Raw genomic sequence first — 17986 nt, 5'->3', positions numbered from 1 at the left:
TCCGCACTGCTCCTGAATTCCTTGAGCAGTGCTCGGTCCTGCCCTTTTCCAGTTCGGCGCCACAGGCTGCGCGAACAAATGGAAGAGGGTTTCGAAAGGGTGGTTCGCACGGTGAGAACAGGATATAGACGGCTGTGTGCCGGCCTGGTGGCGTCGGCGGTGGTGGGTGCCGTCCTGCCCCAGGCCGCCGTCGCGAGCACGGCGGAAAAGAGACCCTCCGCGCAGACGCGGGCGGAGGCGGGCGAGGCCGGGAGACCGCCGGACCGCCCGAAGATCCCGAGAACCCCACCCAGGAAATACCCCGCCAACTCCGCCGAACCCAAGGTCACCTACGGCGCGGGCGGCACGGTGATCGACGCCCCCACCGTGGTCCACGGCACCGGCGCCGAGCTGTCCTGGCGGACGTTCACCTCCGGCCCCGGCAAGGGCGACGACCTGGTCGGATACCAGTTGCACCGCTCCACACGCCCCGACTTCAAGGCGACCCGCGCCACCCTCGTGGCCCCCCTCGGCAAGGGCGTGACGTCCTACACGGACACCACCGCGGAGCCGACCCGGCAGGGCAGCGCGCAGGAGACGGCCCGCCGCTACTCCTACCGCGTCCTGGCCGAGACCAGGGACGGCCGTCTGCTCGCTTCTCCGGTGCGCCGCGTGGGCGTACCGAAGGCCGGGCACACGGTACGGATCCTGCGGGGCAAGAGCTCCGACACCACGCTCTCCTCCGCCGAACCGGGTGCGAACCTGGACGGGAAGTGGCTGAGCGTCGGCGCGGGCGACCGCGCCTACGGCACCACCCGCGCGGCCCTGAAGTTCCCGGTGCGCGGCATCCCGAAGAAGGCGACCGTCCTCCAGGCCGACCTGAATCTGCGGACCGCCGCCAAGGGTGACAGCCGTCTCGTGGAACTGAGCCCGCTGAAACGGGGGTTCACCGAGAAGTCCGCGAGCTGGCGGCGTTCCGGCGCCGGGACCCCGTGGCGCTCGGGCGGCGGCGACGCGGCGGCGGCCGTCTCCGACACCACTGGGCGGAACGGCACGTACGCCTGGGACGTCACTTCGCTCACCCGCACCTGGCTGAAGCACCCGAGCGCCAACAACGGCGTTCTGCTCTCAGCCGCCAAGGGGACCGGAACCGTCCGCTTCGCGTCGAGCGAGGCGGCCGACGAGACGCGGCGCCCCCGACTCCGCGTCATCACCGCCGAGCCCACCCCCTGGGACACGTACTACGCGCCGGACACGCCCGCACGCATGTCCGAGAACAACACCTATCCGGTGGACGTCACGGTCACCAACACCACGACCGAGGCCTGGCCCGCGGGCGAGCGCGCGCTGTCCTACAAGTGGTCCCTGCCGGACGGCACCGACGCCACGACCGCCGACAACCAGCTGAAGGCCGACATCCCGGCGCTCGCCCCCGGCGTGTCAGCGGCCGTGCGGGCCACGGTCAAGTCGCCCTACACGGCCGACGGCAACCGGCGTTCCGGCTACACGCTCACCTGGGACGTCCTCAACAAGACGGACAACAGCTGGCTTTCGCAGAAGCCCGGCATCGGCGGCCTGGCGCAGACCACCGCCGTCGAGGACCCGACCGCGGACCGCGTCGGCCTGGAGAAGCAGCAGGCGTACACCGGCAAGAACACCGGCGCGGGCTCGACCCTGATGAACAACGTCGGCTCCGGCAACGCGGTCTGGTCGTACAACGCCTTCAGCAACCCGGGCCGCGGCATCAACACCTTCACGCGGCTCACCTACAACGCGCAGGACACGTCGGACAGCCTGCTCGGGCACGGCTGGTCGGGGCAGGCGGCGGGGCCGCTGCGGCTCGGCGCCATGCTCGACTTCCACCCGGACGCGGACCCCGGCGAGGCGTACGTCATCGACGGTGACGGCACGCAGCACCTCTTCCGCAAGCAGGGCGACGGCAGCTGGAAGCCCTCGGCGGGTTACCACTACCGGCTCACCGCCAAGCCGGGCGTCACGTCGGTGTGCCGGACGGGGAGCAGCCCCGAGGTCCCGGACGCCTGGACGCTGACCCGGCCCGACGGCACCCGGTTCGTCATCGGCTGCGACGGCTACCTCACGTCGGTCGTCGACAAGAACGGCAACACCCAGACGTACGTGTACGAGCTGCGCGACGCGGGCAACCGGCGCGTCAAGTTCCTCACGGAGATCAAGGACCCGGCCGCCCGCACCTCGCTGAAGGTCGCCTATTACCGGGCGGGCGACGCGACGTACGACTACATCGACGACAAGGGCGACAAGGTCGCGGGCAAGGACCTGTGGAACCCGAAGATCTACGACCACGTGAAGTCCATGACGGACGTCTCGGGGCGCAAGGTCTCCTTCCACTACACGGCCAAGGGGCTGCTCGGCCGCCTCACGGACGGGGAGGGCGCGGCGCAGCCGAAGGTCTTCTCCTTCTCGTACGACACGGCGCAGGGCAACAAGAACACCAAGCTCACCAAGGTCACCGACCCGCGCGGGCACGCCACCGACATCGAGTACGGCGACGGTCCCGAGTCGAGCTGGTCGACCAAGACGATCACGGACAGGAAGCGCGCCGCGACGGGCTTCACCTACGCGTCGGCGACGGGCGGCGGCACGGTGGCCAAGGTCACCGACGCCGAGAAGAACACGGCGACGTACGAGACGGACAGCCAGGACCGGCCTGTCAAGATCACCAATGCCAAGTCCGAGCAGACGCGCATGACGTGGGACGGCGACCACAACGTCACGCTCCTGGAGGAGGACAACGGCCCGAAGACGGCGAAGACGGCGTTCTGCTACGACGAGAAGACCGGCTATCCGCTCTGGGAGCGCTCGGCGGAGGAGAACAAGGAGGGCATCCCCGCCGCGGCGGACTGCGCACCGGGGAAGTTTCCGCCCCACTCGGTCCGCTACGAGTACAAGACCCGTGCGGACGGCTACGCGGTCGATCTGGTCGGCAAGACCTCGGCGGAGGACCGCGTCTGGCGCTTCGGCCATGACGCCAAGGGCAACCTGAAGACGGTCACGGACCCGAAGGGCGTCGCGTCCGCCGAGGACGGCGACTACACGACGGCATACGAGTACGACGCCTACGGCCAGCTGACCCGGGCGACGGACGCCAACGGCAACGCGACCGCCTACAAGGACTTCGTCGCGACGGGCTACCCGCGCACCACGACGGACGCCCTGGCGAAGGTCACGACCACGGAGTACGACGTCCGCGGCCAGGTGACCGAGGTCACCGACGCGCTGGGCAAGAAGACGACCCAGACGTACGACGCGTTCGGCCGCCCGCTGGTGTCGAAGGAGCCGAAGGACCAGGCGGCGGGCGTCTTCATCACGGTGCCCGCGCCCGAATACGACACCAACGACAACGTCACCGTCGCGACGGCGCCGAACGGCGCGGTCTCCAAGGCGACGTACGACGACGCGGACCAGGTCATATCGGCCACCGAGCCGAAGGACACGGCGACCTCCGGCGAGCGGAAGACGGCCTACACGTACGACGCGGTCGGCAACCTCAAGACGACGACGGAACCGAAGGGCACGGCGACCCCGGCGGACCCCGACGACTACGTCACGACCAACAACTACGACGAGGTCTACCAGCTCACCTCGGTCGTCAACGCCAAGAAGGAGAAGGTCGGTTACGTCTACGACGGGGCCGGCAACACGGTCCGCGTCATCGACCCCAAGAAGAGCGCGACCTCCGACCCGGACGACTACACGACCAAGACCGACTACGACATGAACCACCGGGTCGTGGCGGTCGCGGACGCGACCGGGCGGACCGTCAAGCAGTCCTACGACAAGGACTCCCTCGTCGTCTCGACGACGGACCAGGAGGACAACACCACCCTCAACCACTACGACGAGCGCGGCAAGCTCGCGGTGGTGGAGTCCCCGCACGCGGCCGGCACGCTCCGCACGGCGAAGTTCGGCTACGACGAGGCGGGCAACCAGATCAAGGTGTTCACGCCGCGCGGTGTGGCCACCGGGTCCGAGCCTGACGACTTCGTGGCGGAGACGACGTACGACGCCCTGAACCGGCCCTCGCGGCAGATCCAGCCGTACGACCCGAAGGACCCGCGCTACAACAGGAAGGTCTGGACGGAGACGTCGTACGACGCCGTCGGGCGGGTCGAGAAGGTGTCGATGCCCCCGTCGTCGGGCGAGACGACCCGCAACGACACGACGTACGCCTACTACGACAACGGCTGGGTGAAGTCGACGCAGGACGTGTGGGACATCCGCACCACCTACGACTACAACGACCTCGGCCAGCAGAACGCGCGCCAGCTCACGTCGGCGGGCGGCTCGACGAGCCGGACCATGCGCTGGGGCCACTACCCCGACGGCAAGCTCAAGTCCCGTGACGACGACGGCATTCCGGTCGGCGCCAACGAACTGGTCGCTTCCGAGGCGCAGGCCCGGACGGGCAAGGGCACGAAGGCGTCGCCGCACGCCTGGACGCTGAACGTGTCGAAGGCGGGCACGTACACGGCGTACGCGAAGGACGGCGCGGACGCCCGGTGGACCAAACTCGGCACCGACACCTACAAGAAGGGGGAGAACGCCGACCTGAAGGCGGCCGCCGACACGGTGAAGCTGGTCCGCGACCACTCGGCGGACGCGGACACCGAACGCAAGCGCTTCGCGTACGCCTACGACGTCAACGGCAACCTGACGTCCATCGACGACACGTCGACCGGCACGAAGGTCGACGCGTACACGATGACGTACACCGGCCTGAACCAGGTCGACAAGGTCGTGGAGGCCCTCGCGGGCCAGGAGAAGAAGGCCACGTCGTACACCTACGACGCGAACGGCCAGCCCGAGACGCTCAAGCACCCCGACCAGTACGCGAAGTACACGTACGACCTGCGCGAGCTGGTCAAGACGGTCTCCGTGGGCAAGTCGGCCACCGACGCCTCACCGAAGGTCACGTCCTACGACTACACCTGGCGCGGCGAGCGCAAGACCGAGACCAAGGCCAACAAGAACACGGTCGCCTACGACTACTTCCTGGACGGCGCCCTCAAGTCGCAGACGGAGAAGAAGCCGGACGGCACCACGCTGGTCGCCTCCCACGCCTACACCTACGACGCCAACGGCAACAAGGCGCAGGACACGGCGAAGAAGATGAACGCCGACGACCACGCGAAGTACCTGTCGTCGACGACGGACTACACCTACGACCCGGCGGACCGCCTCGCGAAGTCGGTGCGCACCGGCTCCGGAGCGGGCACGGAGACCTATGTCCACGACGACAACGCGAACGTCGTGTCGCAGACGGTCAAGGGCAAGACGACGACGTTCGGCTACGACCGCAACCGACTCCTGAAGACGACGGTGGACGGCGCCTCGGCGACGCACACGTACGACGCCTTCGGCCGCCAGGACACGGTGACGGCGGGCGGCAAGGTCGTCGAGCGCAACGCCTACGACGGCTTCGACCGGGTCAGGCAGCACGAGCGGGCGGACACGTCGACGGGCGCCCTGAAGGCGACGAAGTACGCGTACGACCCGCTGGACCGCACGTCCACGCGCACGGACGCCGGGGGCAAGTCCACGGACTACACCTACCTCGGCATGTCCGGCGAGGTCCTCGGCGAGGAGGTCGCGGGCAAGCTCGCGAAGTCGTACCAGTACGGCCCGTGGGGTGAGCGCCTCTCCCAGGTGAAGCACGGGGCCGACGGCGCGGCCGGTGAGTCGACGTACTACGGCTACAACGGCCACACGGACGTCGAGACCCTCACGGACAAGGACGGCAACGCGAAGGCGACGTACGGGTATTCGGCGTACGGCTCCGACGACAAGTCCGACTTCACGGGCATCGACAAGCCGGACGCGGGCGACCCCGCGAAGGACGCGTACAACCCGTACCGCTACAACTCCAAGCGCTGGGACGCGGCTTCGGGAACGTACGACATGGGATTCCGTGACTACAGCCCCGGGCTCAACCGGTTCACCACGCGGGACATGTACAACGGGGCTCTCGCGGACATGGGGCTCGGCAGCGACCCGATGACGGGGAACCGGTACGCGTTCGGCGGCGGAAACCCCATCGGGAACGTCGAGTTGGACGGCCACATCGCGATTCCCGGCGTCGACAATTTCCTCGGCGGCATCCAGAAGCACATGAAGGGCGTGCTGACGGGCGGCGCGAAGACCGTCTCGAAGCGGAATCCGGTGGGCAGCGCCATCCAGGGAGCCAGCTGGCTCTTCGGATTCGACAACCCCATCGACAAGGCGATCGACAAGGCCATCGAAGCGGCCACGGGAGGCGGGAAGAAGGGGTCCTCGAAGACCCGCAGAGGCTCCGGCGGCTGCGGAGCGGGCGCGGGCTGGGACAACTTCGACGACACCGACTCCGCGAACGGTGGCCGGGCCGTGGGCATGGAAGCGTGCCTGACACAGGAGTACGTGGGCAGTCACGAGGGAACGTCGACGCAGACCAAGAAGGTGGCCCCGCCGGGTTACCGGTGGGCAGGCCGGGCGGCGCGCTACTTCGGATTGGATTCGAGGTCGAACATCAACGCCTGCCACCTGCTCGCGAAGGAACTGGGCGGAGACGGCCTCGACCAGAGGAACATCTCCACGTGTTCCCGGGGCGCGAACACCTATCAGGACGGCTCCACCCAGGGCGACAAGAACATGCGGAAGTACGAGGCGAAGGTCAGCAACGCCGTGAGCGGAGGGCAGTCGGTGTACTACCGGGTCACTCCGCGCTACAAGGGGAACCGCACGGTGGCCACGGGATTCCGCATGACCGCTGTCGGAACGTACGCCGACGGAAGCGGGGGAATTCGGTTCAGCGTCTTCATCGACAACGACCTGACGAACGGCAGAAATCTGGGGGGATTCCGGTCTCCGGAAACCGGTGGCCCCGTCCCGACGGGGGGCATGCGTTGACGCGCCGGATACCGCCCCATAAGTTCCTCGGCGCAGACGCACGCTGCCGACTTGAGGAGAACGGATGCTGACGGAGCTGAAAAGGCTCACCTCCCTGCTGCCGCCGCCCGGTGAGCCGACGAACGTGTCGTGGGCGGGGACCGAGGAGTCCTGGGGCAGCCGCTTTCCCGCCGACTACGTCGCCTTCATGGACCTCTACGGACCCGGCGCGATCGAGGACTGCCTCGTCGTTCTGGGCCCCGAGGTCCGCAACGACAAGCCGGGTGACGGCATGTCCTCGGAATCGAGAACGGCCCGTCTCACCTGGGAAAGGGAGCCGAAACGGCTTTTCACCCCGTCGGCCGCTCCCCGGCTCGTCGCCTGGGGAGTCACCGACAGCGCGGACGTCCTGTGCTGGGACGCGGCGTCGGGGGCCCCGGAGGAATGGCCGGTCGTCGTCTGGAACAACGACGACGGACGCTGGACCAGGTTCGAATGCGGCATGGTCCGGTTCCTGGGCGACCTGATCGAAGGGCTCGCCGAGCCGTGCCCCCCGGGGGCCGAAACGCTCTCCGGCGCCCAGACCGCACGGTTCCTTTCCAAGGCGGAAGAGGACCGGCTGTGGGCGCAGGACATCGACCCGTGGGAGGACTGAGGCTGCCGCCCCTGACGCATGACCGCGTCCCATGGTTGTACGTGCCAGGGGAACAGGTCGTGTGAGAAGCAGCATGACGGGACCCCGTCACAGGAGGGCTGTGCCTTCCGCTTGGTAGAGGGAGGGAGCGGTCTGCTCCCTCCCTACTGCCGAGGCGAAGGGGTGGAAGTCATGGACGGTGAGGGCAGACAGGCGGCGAGTGCGGGGGAGATGCGGGAGCAGGCGCGGGGATTCGTCGCGCAGGCGACCGCCCGGAACCGTCTCCCTCTCGATTTCTCCGTCGCCAGTCTGCGCGTCGTCGACTTCCTCATCGACGGCCTCCGCAAGGGAGGCCGTGCACGCGGTGACATCGCGGGAACGCTGTCCGGCCTCGGGGCCTACGTCGGGGAAGTCCTCGTGCGCCGCGCCGGTGCCGTCTGGATCGATTTCGACGCCGAACAGCGGGAATTCTTCGGGCAGACCGTCGGTGTCCGAATGCCGGACGGCCGGGTGTGGAATCCCCTCGGCAAAGTCGTCAATTGCCTGGAGCGAGGCGGAATGAACGGCTCCGAAGCCTCACTTCAGACCTTTTACCTCACACTGCCCGGCCGGGTACGGCACGCGGCGTGAATCGGGCTTCGGCCGGTTGTTGAGCGGGCACGGGCACGGTGGGCAGTGTCAGCGGGGGTAAAGAGGAGAGCGTGGCGCAAGGTGGGGAACATCGCCGTACGGCAGCGTGTGACGACGAGCTGGCGCGGGCTCTGAAAGACGCGCGGGAGGGGGACGAGGGAGCTTTCGCCGCCGTCTACCGGTGCGTGCACCCCGGCATTCTCCGATTCCTGCGCGGACTCGTCCGCGACGACGCGGAAGACGTCGCCTCCGAGGCCTGGCTGCAGATCGTCAGGGACCTGGACCGCTTCCGTGGGAACGGCGCCGACTTCCGCCGCTGGGCCGCGACCGTCGCGCGCCACCGCGCCATCGACCACCTGCGGCGCCTGGGGAGCAGGCCCCGGGCCACGCTGACCGACCAGGACGTGCTCGACATCCCGGCCGTCGACGACACGGCGGTCCGCGCCCTGGAGGCACTCTCGACGGAGCACGTGCTGACCATGGTCGCCGCGCTGCCGCCCGACCAGGGCGAGGCGGTGCTGCTGCGGGTGATCCTCGGCCTCGACGCCCACGCCGTCGCGCGGGTCCTCGGCAAGCGGCCCGCGGCGGTGCGGTCGGCCACGTACCGCGGACTGCGCCGCCTCGCCCGGCAACTGCCGCGCGGAGCCACGGTATTGGCCGCCTCCTCCGCCCCCGCCCGCCGCCCCCGCCTGCCCCTGCCCCGACGCCGCGGGGCGCACTCTCGCCAAACGGGCGCCCCCTCGTTAACCTGACGAGCCGTCATCCGGCCACCCCTGCCGCCACGCCCCCGGAGGGCCCGTGCCAGATGAACTCGGATTCGACGAGCTGCTGGACGACGGCGGTTTGATCGCCCGGCTGCTCGGCAGGGCCGCGGCCGGGCGCAGACGGGACCTGCTCTACGGGCCCGACCTCCCCGTGGTGCTGCTCGTCGGCGGACCCGGCACCGGCAAAGGACGCCTCCTGCGGTGCGTACGGCGGCAGTTCGGGCCGCGCGTCCCGGGCAGCCGCTCGGAAGTGACCGAGGTGCTCCGCAAGGTCGCGGCGCAGTACGGCGACTGGGGCGGCGACGGCGGCGGGATCGCCGTGCCGCGGCTGTACGCCGGGCCCGCGGCCGTGGCGGCGAGCGACCGCCTTGCCGGGCCCGCACCCCTCGTCGACGAGGTGCGCCGCCCTCACCGACTGCTACGGCGAGTACCCCGGCGCCGGCGGCCACCCCCTGTCCGGACTGCGCGCGCTCGGCGAGGACTTCCAGCAGGGCGGGGAGGTGCGGCGGATCGCCGAGGGCTTCCTCTTCCGGGCGCCGCGGCAGGACGTCGACGCCGCCTACCAGTCCGTACGCGGGCGCATGTCACGGGTGGGCAGGCCCGCCCTGCTCCTCGACCACGCGGACAACACCCTGGGCCGACGGCCCGCCCGCTGTTCGTGACCCGGCTCGGGCAGGCGACCGCCACCGCCGTGTTCCCGAGCCCCGAGGAGTGCACCGACTGGGCGATCCTGGACGCCCGGGTGCCCGCGGGCGAGGACGACCTGGGCCGCCCCGTCGCCGACCGCCCGGTGGCCGACGTACTCGTCGACGAACTCGCCGTCCGCCAGCGCCCCGAAGAGCTCCCGCCCGAACACCGCGGCCACTGGCTCGACCTGCTCACGCACCTCTCGGCCGCGCACGACGTCGAGTGCGCCCAGACCCTGATGCGCGCGGTGCAGGAAGGCCGCACCGAGCAGCTGAACGCCTACCGCGTCGCCGAACTCCTGGAGGACACCGGCTGGCCCCGCTGCCCCCGGCACTTCATCGGCGACCTCGGCCTGCGCCGCCTGCTGACGCGCCGTCTGCACCGGCTGCGCGCCGGGGACATCGGCCCGACCGGCCTGGACGACTCCCGCCTTGGCTGTGGTCCGCGTGCCGTCGTACAGGAGCATGGTGCGGGTCTGCGACATGTGGCAGCGCATCGAAGCGGTCAACCGCGTGCGCGGGACCAGCGGCTGGATCTGTCTGACCAACGCGGGCAACGCCTACGACAAACCGGTCGCCGTCGTCGAACTGGACCCGCGCGGCGAGAAGTTGGAGTTCGTCGGCATCGGCTGGCCCGAGGGCAAGCCGCAGCCCGGCGAATGCAGGGTGCCCAGCGACACCGGATGAACCGGACGCAGGACGCGCCGCCTCCCCCAAAGCAGGGGGGGGGAGGCGGCGCGTACGACGTTACGGCGTCAGGGCCTGACCCAGGTGGGCGCCCGCCGGAGTGCCCAGGAGCGTGCGCCCGTAGTAGACGCCGCTCGCCCCCGGCACGCCCGAACTTCCGCTGTCCAGCTGGAGGATCGTGCCGTCGCCCGCGTCCTCGCCCTCGACACCGATGGCCAGGTCCGCGCGGCCGGAGCCGGACAGATCGGCCAGGGTCACCGACGAGCCGAGGCGGTCGCCGGACTCCGTGGAGCCGGGGACGTCGGGCTCGTCCTGCGAGAAGGCCTTCGCGCCCGAGCCGGTGAGACCGGCCGAAGAGCCCTTCAGGAGCAGCGAGGTGCCCGCGTCCTCGCGGTTCTTGTCGGCGCGGGTGATGTCCTCGGCCGGGGCGCCCGTCAGAACGTCCGCGTAGCCGTCGAGGTCGTAGTCGCCCGCCGCGACCGACCAGCCCATGGCGTCGCCCGCCTCGGCGGCACCGGGAACACCCGACGTCGCCTGGTGGACCGTCTTCATGCCGGTCGTCGTGAACCCCGTCGACGTGCCCGGGACCACCGTGACCTGGCCGCCCGCGTGGGCGCCCGACTCGGCGGTGTACGGCTGGCCGATGACCAGGTCGTCGTAGCCGTTGCCGTTGACGTCGCCCACGGCCACGGACCGGCCGCCGGGGACGGACAGGACGCCGACCCGGCTGAGCCCGGAGCGGCCGCCGCGGAACCAGGCGACCTTGCCCTTGCCCGCCTGGTCGCGGTAGGTCAGCGCCACGTCCGCGTAGCCGTCCCGGTTGAAGTCGCCGGAGGCGGCGTCGGGATACGCGATGGCGGTGTCGCCAGAGGTGAGGCTGCCGCCCGACTCGTGCTCCGCGTCGAGCCGCGCGGCCCACGAGCCACCCGTGCCCGTCGCCACGGCGAAGACGTCCGCCTTGCCGTCGGCGTTGAAGTCACCGGAGGCGACCGCGGAGCCGAACTTGGCGCCGGGGTAGTGGAAGTCGGGCGAGAGCTGCATGTCCGTGCCGGACGTGAACTTCGGGCCGTACAGCATCGTGACCGCGCCGCGGTCGGCGTGGCCCGAGGTGTCGTCCTCGCCGGGCGCGCCGATGACGAGGTCGGCGTGACCGTCGGCGTTCAGGTCGCCCCACGCCGTGGCCGCGCCCCAGTTGTCGCCCGTCTCCGAGTTGCCGGGGACGCCGGTGCTGGCCTGGGTGAGGGAGATGCGGGACGCGCCGACCGGCCCGTCGAGGCCGCCGGGCACGACCGTGACACGGCCGCGGCTCGACGACGCCTTCGGGGTGCCCGCGATCAGGTCCGTGATGCCGTCGCGGTTGTAGTCCGCCGTCGGGATCGCGGAGTTCTTGCCGACGGTGCCCGCGTAGCGGCGGATCTCGCCGAGCTTGGCGTAGAGGTTCTTGCCGGGGCAGGGGGTGGCGAAGCCGTCGCGGTGCCCTGAGACGGTCCGCAGGGAGGCCTGCTCGCCCTTCTTCCACACGCCCGTGTCGTCGGTGGCGGTCAGCGTGACCTTGCCGGTCGGGTCACCGCCGTACTGGCCGAGCTTCCAGGCCGCCACGCGCGCCACCGACTCCAGGGCGGCACGGGTGGGCTTGCCCGCGGGCGTGTCGGTCGCCGGGTCGCCCTCGAAGTCGCCGAGGACGGCGATGCCCGTCGAGTCCTCGTCGAAGCCGAAGGTGTGCGCGCCGCGCACGGGCAGGTCGGTGCCGCCGCCGCGGCCCTCGAATATCTGGCCGCACTTGTCGACGAGGAAGTTGTAGCCGAGGTCGTTCCAGCCCTCCGTCCGCACGTGGTACGTCAGGAGGCCGCGGACCAGCGCCGCCGACTGGGCGCAGCTGTAGTCGTTCGTGCCGGCCGTGTGGTGGACGAAGACCGCCTTGACCTTGTCGATGTACTCCGGCGGGTCCTTGACGAGGGACTCGTCGGCGCCCCAGGCCGCGCGGTCGATCACGGGTGGCTGGGTGACGGTGGAGGTCGGTGGCGTCGGCCTGGTGGGGCTGGGGGCCGGGGCTTTGTCGGCGGCGAAGGCTGCGGGAGACATGCCGGTGCGTCGGTCGAGCGCCGGGTTCCCCGCCTCCGCGGACGTCACGCCCGGGTCCACGAGGTTGACCTCAAGTCCGCCGGGCAGCGCGGCACTTGACGTACCGCCCGTACCGTCCGCTGCGGCGACCCGGACCTCCACGCCGTCCGACGGGCCGACCCAGAGCGGATCGGAGGCGGCCCGCGGGCCCGCCTCCGCCTTCTTCGCGGGGCGCGTCTCCAGGTCCAGGGAGCGCCAGCCGGTCCAGGTGCCGGAGCCGAGGGCGCGCGTGCGGACCTGCGCGGTGCCGTCGAGCTCGGCGGTGGCGCCGCGCCAGGAGACGCCGAGGAGCGAGAACTGCTCGGTCGACGTGCGCGAGAGCCCGCGCTTCGTCGCGCCGTCGCCCTCCAGGCTCTCCAGCGCCAGATCGTGCACGCTCGCGGGCCGCTTCGCGCGCGGGTCGACGCCGGGTCCCTCCCCGTCGGCGGGGTCGGCCATGGCATACGTCACCGCCCCCGCGCCGCCAAGGACGACGGCCCCGATCGTCAGCCACGCCCTGCGCCGCAGACTCAGCGGTCGATACGCATGCGTGGTACGCGCCTTTTCACGCGGTTTGCGCGGCCTCAATTACCCCACCCCTCAGCGAATTTCAGGTGAACTCAGCGAGTTCGTACGACTGACCGAAGTGGCAAACGGTTGTAGCGGGACGGGCGATTTGTCGAGTGATGTATCCCGCACCCATCCGGCGTGACGTACGGGCGGGCCGGTGCGCTGAGTCATGTGACAGTTGTGCGGTTGTAGCGAGAGCCGGGCTACCGGTGGGGATTCGGGTGGGGACGCGGATGGGTACGTACAGAGGCTGGATACGGGCCGCCGCGCTCTGTCTCGCGGTGGGCGCGCTCGCCTCCTGCGCCACGGGCGGCCGGGTCACGTACTCCGGCGGCACCCTCGAAGAGCTCACGCCCGAGGACGAGAAGCGCGGCCACGATCTCGCCGTCGAGGGCATGCGGCTGCTCAAGGGCGCGGACTCGGTGCGCCTCGCCGTCCACGCGGGCGACGGGGCGAAGGCGCGGAACGCCGTCGTGCACATGGACCGCGACGGCAACTGCAAGGGCACCTACGACTTGGGCCCGGCGGAGCGCGGCGACCTCATCGTCGTCGCCGACGGCGCGGCCTACGCCCGGTACACGGACGAGTCGCTCGACGCGCTGGCCGCGATGGGCGCGCGCCGGGGCCCCGCCGCCGCGGCGGGCATCAAGCAGCGGACGGACCTCGCGCGCGGCAAGTACCTGAAGCTCCCGGCCGCCGCGGGCACCTCCGGCGCCGCCAACCCGATGAAGAGCTGCGACCTCGAGACGCTCACCAGCTCGATGCCGACCGAGCCGAAGGCGGACGAGACCTTCAAGGCCCTTGCCGAGACCAGGCGTTATGGCCAGGACGTCGTCCCGGTGGTCGGGGAGCAGGACGGCCAGAGGATGACGATGTACGTGGCCACGACCGGCAAGCCGTACGTCGTCGCCGTCCGCCAGGTGGAGCACGGCGAGACCATGACGATGCGGCTCTCCGCCTACGACGAGCCGGTCGGCGCGGTGGCCCCGCCCGCGGAACGCACCCTCGACCTCACGCGGTTCGCCCCCGAAGGCGGAGGCGGCGGCTCGCTCTTCGAAGTGTGAGCGTGACATTTCCGCTCCCTTCGGCGCAGTCGACCGTGGAGGCGCAGCCGCCGTGGACTGCGCCCGGGTCGGCCGGATCGGCCGGATGGGAGCAGGTTGGGCCAGGGAGGGGGACCCCGTCGCACGCCGTCGTACGACGAGGAGCTCGGCAGGGCCGTCGCGGCGGCCCAGGAGGGGGACGAGGCCGCCTTCGCGGTCGCGTACCGCCTGGTCCAGCCGGGGCTCGTCGGCTATCTGCGCGGCCTCGTCGGCACGGACGGCGAGGTGGCCGAGGACGTCGCCGCCGAGGCCTGGCTGGAGATCGCCAGGGACCTCGGCAGGTTCCGCGGCGACGGGGCGGGCTTCCGCGCCTGGACCGCGACGATCGCCCGGCACCGCGCCCTGGACCACCTGCGCCGCCAGAAGTCCCGCCCCCGGACCAGCCCGCTCGACCAGGACCTCCTCGAACTCCCGGGCCCGCACAGCACATCGGCGTCGGCCCTGGAGACCCTCTCGACCGAACGGATCCTCCGCCTGGTCGCCACCCTGCCCCGCGACCAGGCGGAGGCGGTCCTGCTGAGAGTGATCGTCGGCCTGGACGGCCCCTCCGCGGCCCGCGTCCTGGGCAAACGTCCGGGCGCGGTACGGACGGCCGCGCACCGGGGCCTGAGGAGACTGGGCGAACGGATGGGGCGCGACGGCGCGTGAGCGGGTGGTGAGCGGGTGGTGTGCGCGGCCGGGGCCGCCACCCCCCACAGGAGAGGCCCCGGCCGGCACACGGTACGAACCGCGTGCGGTCCGTACTCCCTTCAGCGCCGCGCGTGCGTTTTGTGTCACACCGCGTTCCGTCACCCGCTAGTTGCACGTTGTACAAACATGGACGTAGGCCCGCGCAAGGCCGTAGCGTGCTGCTTCGCGCCGGGGCCGGGCGCAGATCTCCGAGTGGCAGGATTGAGAGAGTGCTGGGGGACGACGCGGAGCTGACCGCCGCGGTGCTTGCGGCGCAGGACGGGGACGAAGCTGCTTTCCGGACTGTGTACCGCTCTGTGCACCCACGGCTGCTGGGATACGTACGCACGCTCGTCGGCGATCCGGATGCCGAGGACGTGGCCTCCGAGGCGTGGCTGCAGATAGCGCGCGATCTGGAGCGGTTCAGCGGCGACGCGGACCGGTTCAGGGGCTGGGCGGCGCGCGTCGCGCGCAACCGCGCCCTCGACCACCTGCGCATGCGCGGCCGGCGCCCCGCCGTGGGCGGCGATGAGACGGAGCTGACCGGGAAGCCGGGCGACGCCGACACCGCGGGAGAGGCGATGGAGTCCCTCGCCACCGGTGAGGCCCTCGCCCTGATAGCCAGACTGCCGCAGGACCAGGCGGAGGCCGTCGTGCTCCGCGTCGTCGTCGGGCTCGACGCGAAGAGCGCCGCTCAGACCCTCGGCAAGCGCCCCGGAGCCGTCCGCACCGCGGCCCACCGCGGCCTGAAACGGCTCGCCGAACTGCTCGGCTCGGAGGGCGCGGACCCCAGGGAGGCGCTCGGCGCCGTACCCCCGCAGAGAGAGCCGCGTGGGTGCGCGGTGACGTCCGGCGGTGTGACGCAAACGCGTACGCCGACGCAGAAGGACATGTGATGGCCGACGAGCAGCACAGGTGGCTGGACCGCGACGCGGCGGAACGTTTGCTGCGCGGCGAGCCCCTCGAAGGCATCGACGCCTCCGCACGCGCGCAGGCCGACCGGCTCGCCCAGGCACTGGCCGCGCTGGCCGCGCCCTCCACTGAGGCAGCCGCAGACGCAGCCGCGGACGCAGCGACGGACCCGGACACGGACGCAGACACCGAGGTCGTAGTCGAGAGCGGCCCCGCAGTCATCGGTCAGAGACCCGACCGGCCCGACAGGCTCGACCGGCCCGACCGGCTTCCCGGTGAACTCCCGGGCGAGGCCGCCGCGTTGGCCGCCTTCCGGGCCGCCCGCGCGGAGCCCCCGCAGGACGTCGGAAGCCGTGCGAGGACCGCTCCGTACGCGACGGCCGCCCACCGCGAGGCGGCGGGCGAGACCGTACGGCTCGGGCGCTCCGGGACCCGCCCCGGGCTCAGCCGCTGGGGCCGCCCGGTCCGCTTCGGGATCGCCGCCGCCCTCGCCGCCTGCATGATCGGCGGGGTCGCCGTGGCCGCGGGGACGGGCGTGCTGCCCTCGCCGTTCGGCACGCACGCCGACCCCGGTCCCGCCGTCTCCGCCTCGGCCGCCGCCACCGCGGAGGAGGAGCCGTCGGCCACCCCGTCGGACGACGCGCGCGAGCCGTCCGATGACCTGTCCCCGGACGAGACCACGGCGCCCGACGACGAGCCGACGCGGAAGCCGGAGGACAGTACGCCGCCGGAGGCCGAGGCGGACGACGACCCCACCGGCACCCCGCGGCAGCAGGACAGCGGCGGCCCGGCCCACCGGGACGAGGCCGGGGGCTGGTACCGCAAGGTGGTGAACGCCTGCCGCGCCTATCGCAGCGGTGAGCTGCAGGGCAACAAGCGACGCCGTCTGGAGGAGGCGGCCAAGGGCCCGGCCCGCGTGGAGGAGTTCTGCGGCCGGGTCCTCGGCGGCCGTCCGGGCGGCGGTCACCAGGGCGGCGGCGGTCACCAGGGCGGCGGCGGCCACGGCGGCGGTCACGGCGGCGGTGACCACGGCGACGGTGACCACGGAGAGAGCGGCGACGGGGAGAACGGCTCCGGCGACGACGGCGGCAGCTCGGGCGGTGACGGCGGCGGCGACCCCGGCCCTCCCATCTCCTCCCCTTCCGTGCCGCAGACGACTCCCACGGGCTCGTACAGCCCACTGCCGCACCTGCCGTAACGGGCCTCCGGCCGGGGTGTGACGTTTTCAGCGGCGGTGGCGCAGTAAGAAGTGAGCCGACTGGTCATCGGCCCGCGCACGAGCCGGGGGTTCCCCCCGTACCTTCGGCTCCGTGCCCTCGGCGTGGGCGGGATACGTTCCCCCGATCCCGCCCACGCCGCTTTTCTCCGGGTCACTGACCGGGCCCGTCCCGGGTCACTTGTAGATGACGACGCGGTCGCCGCCACGCACCTGGGCGAACAGGCTCGCGATCTTCTTCTCGTCCCGCACGTTCACGCAGCCGTGCGACGCGCCGGAGTAGCCGCGCGCCGCGAAGTCCGACGAGTAGTGCACGGCCTGGCCGCCGCTGAAGAACATGGCGTACGGCATGGCGGTGTCGTAGAGCGTCGAGACGTGGTGCCGGGACTTCCAGTAGACGGTGAAGGTGCCCTCGCGGGTCGGGGTGTACTGCGAGCCGAACCGCACGTCCATCGTCGAGACCGCCCTGCCGTCGACCATCCAGGTCAGCGTGCGGCTGCTCTTGGCGATGCACAGGACCCGGCCGGTCAGGCAGCGCTTGTCCGGCGCGGCGGCGGGCATGCCGCCGCCCGCGTACAGCTCGTACCGCGTCGGCTCGCGCGTCATGTCGACCAGCTTGCGCAGGGTGACGGTGTCCGTGTCGCCGGTGCGGGGCAGGCCGCGTTTGGCCTGAAAGCCCTCGACGGCTCTGGCGGTGACGGCGCCGTACGTCCCCGTGGGGCTGCCGAAGAACCAGGCGACCTGGCGCAGCCTGGCCTGTAGCTCCCGCACCTGGCCGCCGTGGTCGCCCTCGCGCATGAGCGTCATGGGGCGGGGTTGTGGCGGGGAGGCCGTCGCGGCGGGCGGGGGAGTGGCGGGCGAGGTGGGCGAGGTGGGGGTGCGGGTCGGGGGCGAGGTCGGGGGCGGTGTCGGGGTCCGCGTCGGTGGCCTGGTGGCGGTCGTCCCCCGCTTGGCGTCCCCGGACGGCCCTCCGTCCGTGTCGACCGCGACCGCTTTGCACCCCGCAGCAAGGATCAGCACCGCCACGGCCCCTGCCGATATCGCGCCCCTGCCCATCACGCCCCCGGTGCTCCTGGATCGGTGTTCGTGGATCGGTGCTTCTGAATCGGTGCTCCTGGACAACACTTCCCCTAGTG

Annotated in this window: 13 protein-coding genes; 9 read left to right on the top strand and 4 right to left on the bottom strand. The window is 71.4% G+C overall.

Features of this window, described 5'->3' with window-relative positions; translation table 11 throughout:
• Window positions 1-111 precede the first annotated feature (111 nt).
• The 4 genes from ABZ953_RS03885 (at window position 112) to ABZ953_RS03870 (ending at window position 8895) form a co-directional block, all read left to right on the top strand.
• Window positions 112-6900: a DNRLRE domain-containing protein gene (locus tag ABZ953_RS03885; protein ID WP_361716224.1), complete on the top strand. Its 6789-nt coding sequence runs from the start codon at window positions 112-114 to the stop codon at window positions 6898-6900.
• 64 nt (window positions 6901-6964) lie between these two features.
• A complete protein-coding gene (locus tag ABZ953_RS03880; protein WP_361716221.1) occupies window positions 6965-7534 on the top strand; it encodes an SMI1/KNR4 family protein in 570 nt (189 codons plus the stop codon).
• Between the two features lie 171 nt (window positions 7535-7705).
• Window positions 7706-8143 (top strand): hypothetical protein, encoded by a 438-nt coding sequence (locus ABZ953_RS03875; RefSeq protein ID WP_361716218.1) that lies wholly within the window; start codon window positions 7706-7708, stop codon window positions 8141-8143.
• Window positions 8144-8214: 71 nt separating this feature from the next.
• The gene (locus ABZ953_RS03870) at window positions 8215-8895 is read left to right on the top strand and encodes an RNA polymerase sigma factor (RefSeq protein ID WP_361716215.1); all 681 of its coding nucleotides are present in this window, start codon (window positions 8215-8217) and stop codon (window positions 8893-8895) included.
• A gap of 7 nt (window positions 8896-8902) precedes the next feature.
• Here the strand turns inward: ABZ953_RS03870 and ABZ953_RS03865 are convergent, their stop codons facing one another.
• Both ABZ953_RS03865 and ABZ953_RS03860 read right to left on the bottom strand, forming a co-directional pair.
• A complete protein-coding gene (locus ABZ953_RS03865) occupies window positions 8903-9319 on the bottom strand; it encodes a hypothetical protein (protein ID WP_361716212.1) in 417 nt (138 codons plus the stop codon).
• 147 nt (window positions 9320-9466) lie between these two features.
• A complete protein-coding gene (locus ABZ953_RS03860; RefSeq protein ID WP_361716209.1) occupies window positions 9467-10078 on the bottom strand; it encodes a hypothetical protein in 612 nt (203 codons plus the stop codon).
• On the opposite strand from ABZ953_RS03860, the gene ABZ953_RS03855 reads away from it, so the two are divergent.
• Window positions 10077-10280 carry a hypothetical protein gene (locus ABZ953_RS03855; RefSeq protein ID WP_361716206.1) on the top strand — a complete coding sequence of 68 codons (204 nt, stop codon included), beginning with the start codon at window positions 10077-10079 and terminating at the stop codon, window positions 10278-10280. The two genes, ABZ953_RS03860 and ABZ953_RS03855, sit on opposite strands and share 2 nt — an antisense overlap.
• A gap of 60 nt (window positions 10281-10340) precedes the next feature.
• On the opposite strand, the gene ABZ953_RS03850 is transcribed toward ABZ953_RS03855, so the two are convergent.
• A complete protein-coding gene (locus ABZ953_RS03850) occupies window positions 10341-12839 on the bottom strand; it encodes an FG-GAP-like repeat-containing protein (protein WP_361716203.1) in 2499 nt (832 codons plus the stop codon).
• A gap of 344 nt (window positions 12840-13183) precedes the next feature.
• Between ABZ953_RS03850 and ABZ953_RS03845 the strand changes: the two genes are divergently transcribed.
• From ABZ953_RS03845 to ABZ953_RS03830, 4 genes are all read left to right on the top strand, one after another.
• On the top strand, window positions 13184-14014 hold the full coding sequence (locus ABZ953_RS03845; protein WP_361716200.1) for a hypothetical protein: 831 nt from the start codon (window positions 13184-13186) through the stop codon (window positions 14012-14014).
• Window positions 14015-14110: 96 nt separating this feature from the next.
• Complete coding sequence (locus ABZ953_RS03840) at window positions 14111-14701, top strand: RNA polymerase sigma factor (RefSeq protein ID WP_361716197.1); 591 nt, start codon at window positions 14111-14113, stop codon at window positions 14699-14701.
• Window positions 14702-14952: 251 nt separating this feature from the next.
• Complete coding sequence (locus ABZ953_RS03835; protein WP_361716194.1) at window positions 14953-15618, top strand: RNA polymerase sigma factor; 666 nt, start codon at window positions 14953-14955, stop codon at window positions 15616-15618.
• Entirely contained in the window at window positions 15618-16832 is a 1215-nt protein-coding gene (locus ABZ953_RS03830) for a hypothetical protein (protein WP_361716191.1), read from the top strand. The genes ABZ953_RS03835 and ABZ953_RS03830 overlap by 1 nt, the downstream gene beginning before the upstream one ends.
• Before the next feature lie 195 nt (window positions 16833-17027).
• Here the strand turns inward: ABZ953_RS03830 and ABZ953_RS03825 are convergent, their stop codons facing one another.
• The gene (locus ABZ953_RS03825; RefSeq protein WP_361717047.1) at window positions 17028-17906 is read right to left on the bottom strand and encodes a L,D-transpeptidase family protein; all 879 of its coding nucleotides are present in this window, start codon (window positions 17904-17906) and stop codon (window positions 17028-17030) included.
• Window positions 17907-17986: the final 80 nt, after the last annotated feature.

Source organism: Streptomyces sp. NPDC046465 (assembly GCF_040646035.1).
In the GTDB taxonomy this organism is placed as follows: domain Bacteria; phylum Actinomycetota; class Actinomycetes; order Streptomycetales; family Streptomycetaceae; genus Streptomyces.
The sequence above is the reverse complement of the archived record's forward strand: the minus strand, read 5'-3'. Positions and strand labels throughout refer to the sequence as shown.

Bases quoted from the DNA above. Each gene is read 5' to 3' on its own strand.
- ABZ953_RS03880 (WP_361716221.1), top strand. From the start codon at position 6,965: ATGCTGACGGAGCTGAAAAGGCTCACCTCCCTGCTGCCGCCGCCCGGT.
- ABZ953_RS03875 (WP_361716218.1), top strand. From the start codon at position 7,706: ATGGACGGTGAGGGCAGACAGGCGGCGAGTGCGGGGGAGATGCGGGAG.
- ABZ953_RS03855 (WP_361716206.1), top strand. From the start codon at position 10,077: ATGTGGCAGCGCATCGAAGCGGTCAACCGCGTGCGCGGGACCAGCGGC.
- ABZ953_RS03860 (WP_361716209.1), bottom strand. From the start codon at position 10,078: ATGTCGCAGACCCGCACCATGCTCCTGTACGACGGCACGCGGACCACA.
- ABZ953_RS03850 (WP_361716203.1), bottom strand. From the start codon at position 12,839: ATGGCCGACCCCGCCGACGGGGAGGGACCCGGCGTCGACCCGCGCGCG.
- ABZ953_RS03845 (WP_361716200.1), top strand. From the start codon at position 13,184: ATGGGTACGTACAGAGGCTGGATACGGGCCGCCGCGCTCTGTCTCGCG.
- ABZ953_RS03830 (WP_361716191.1), top strand. From the start codon at position 15,618: ATGGCCGACGAGCAGCACAGGTGGCTGGACCGCGACGCGGCGGAACGT.
- ABZ953_RS03825 (WP_361717047.1), bottom strand. From the start codon at position 17,906: ATGGGCAGGGGCGCGATATCGGCAGGGGCCGTGGCGGTGCTGATCCTT.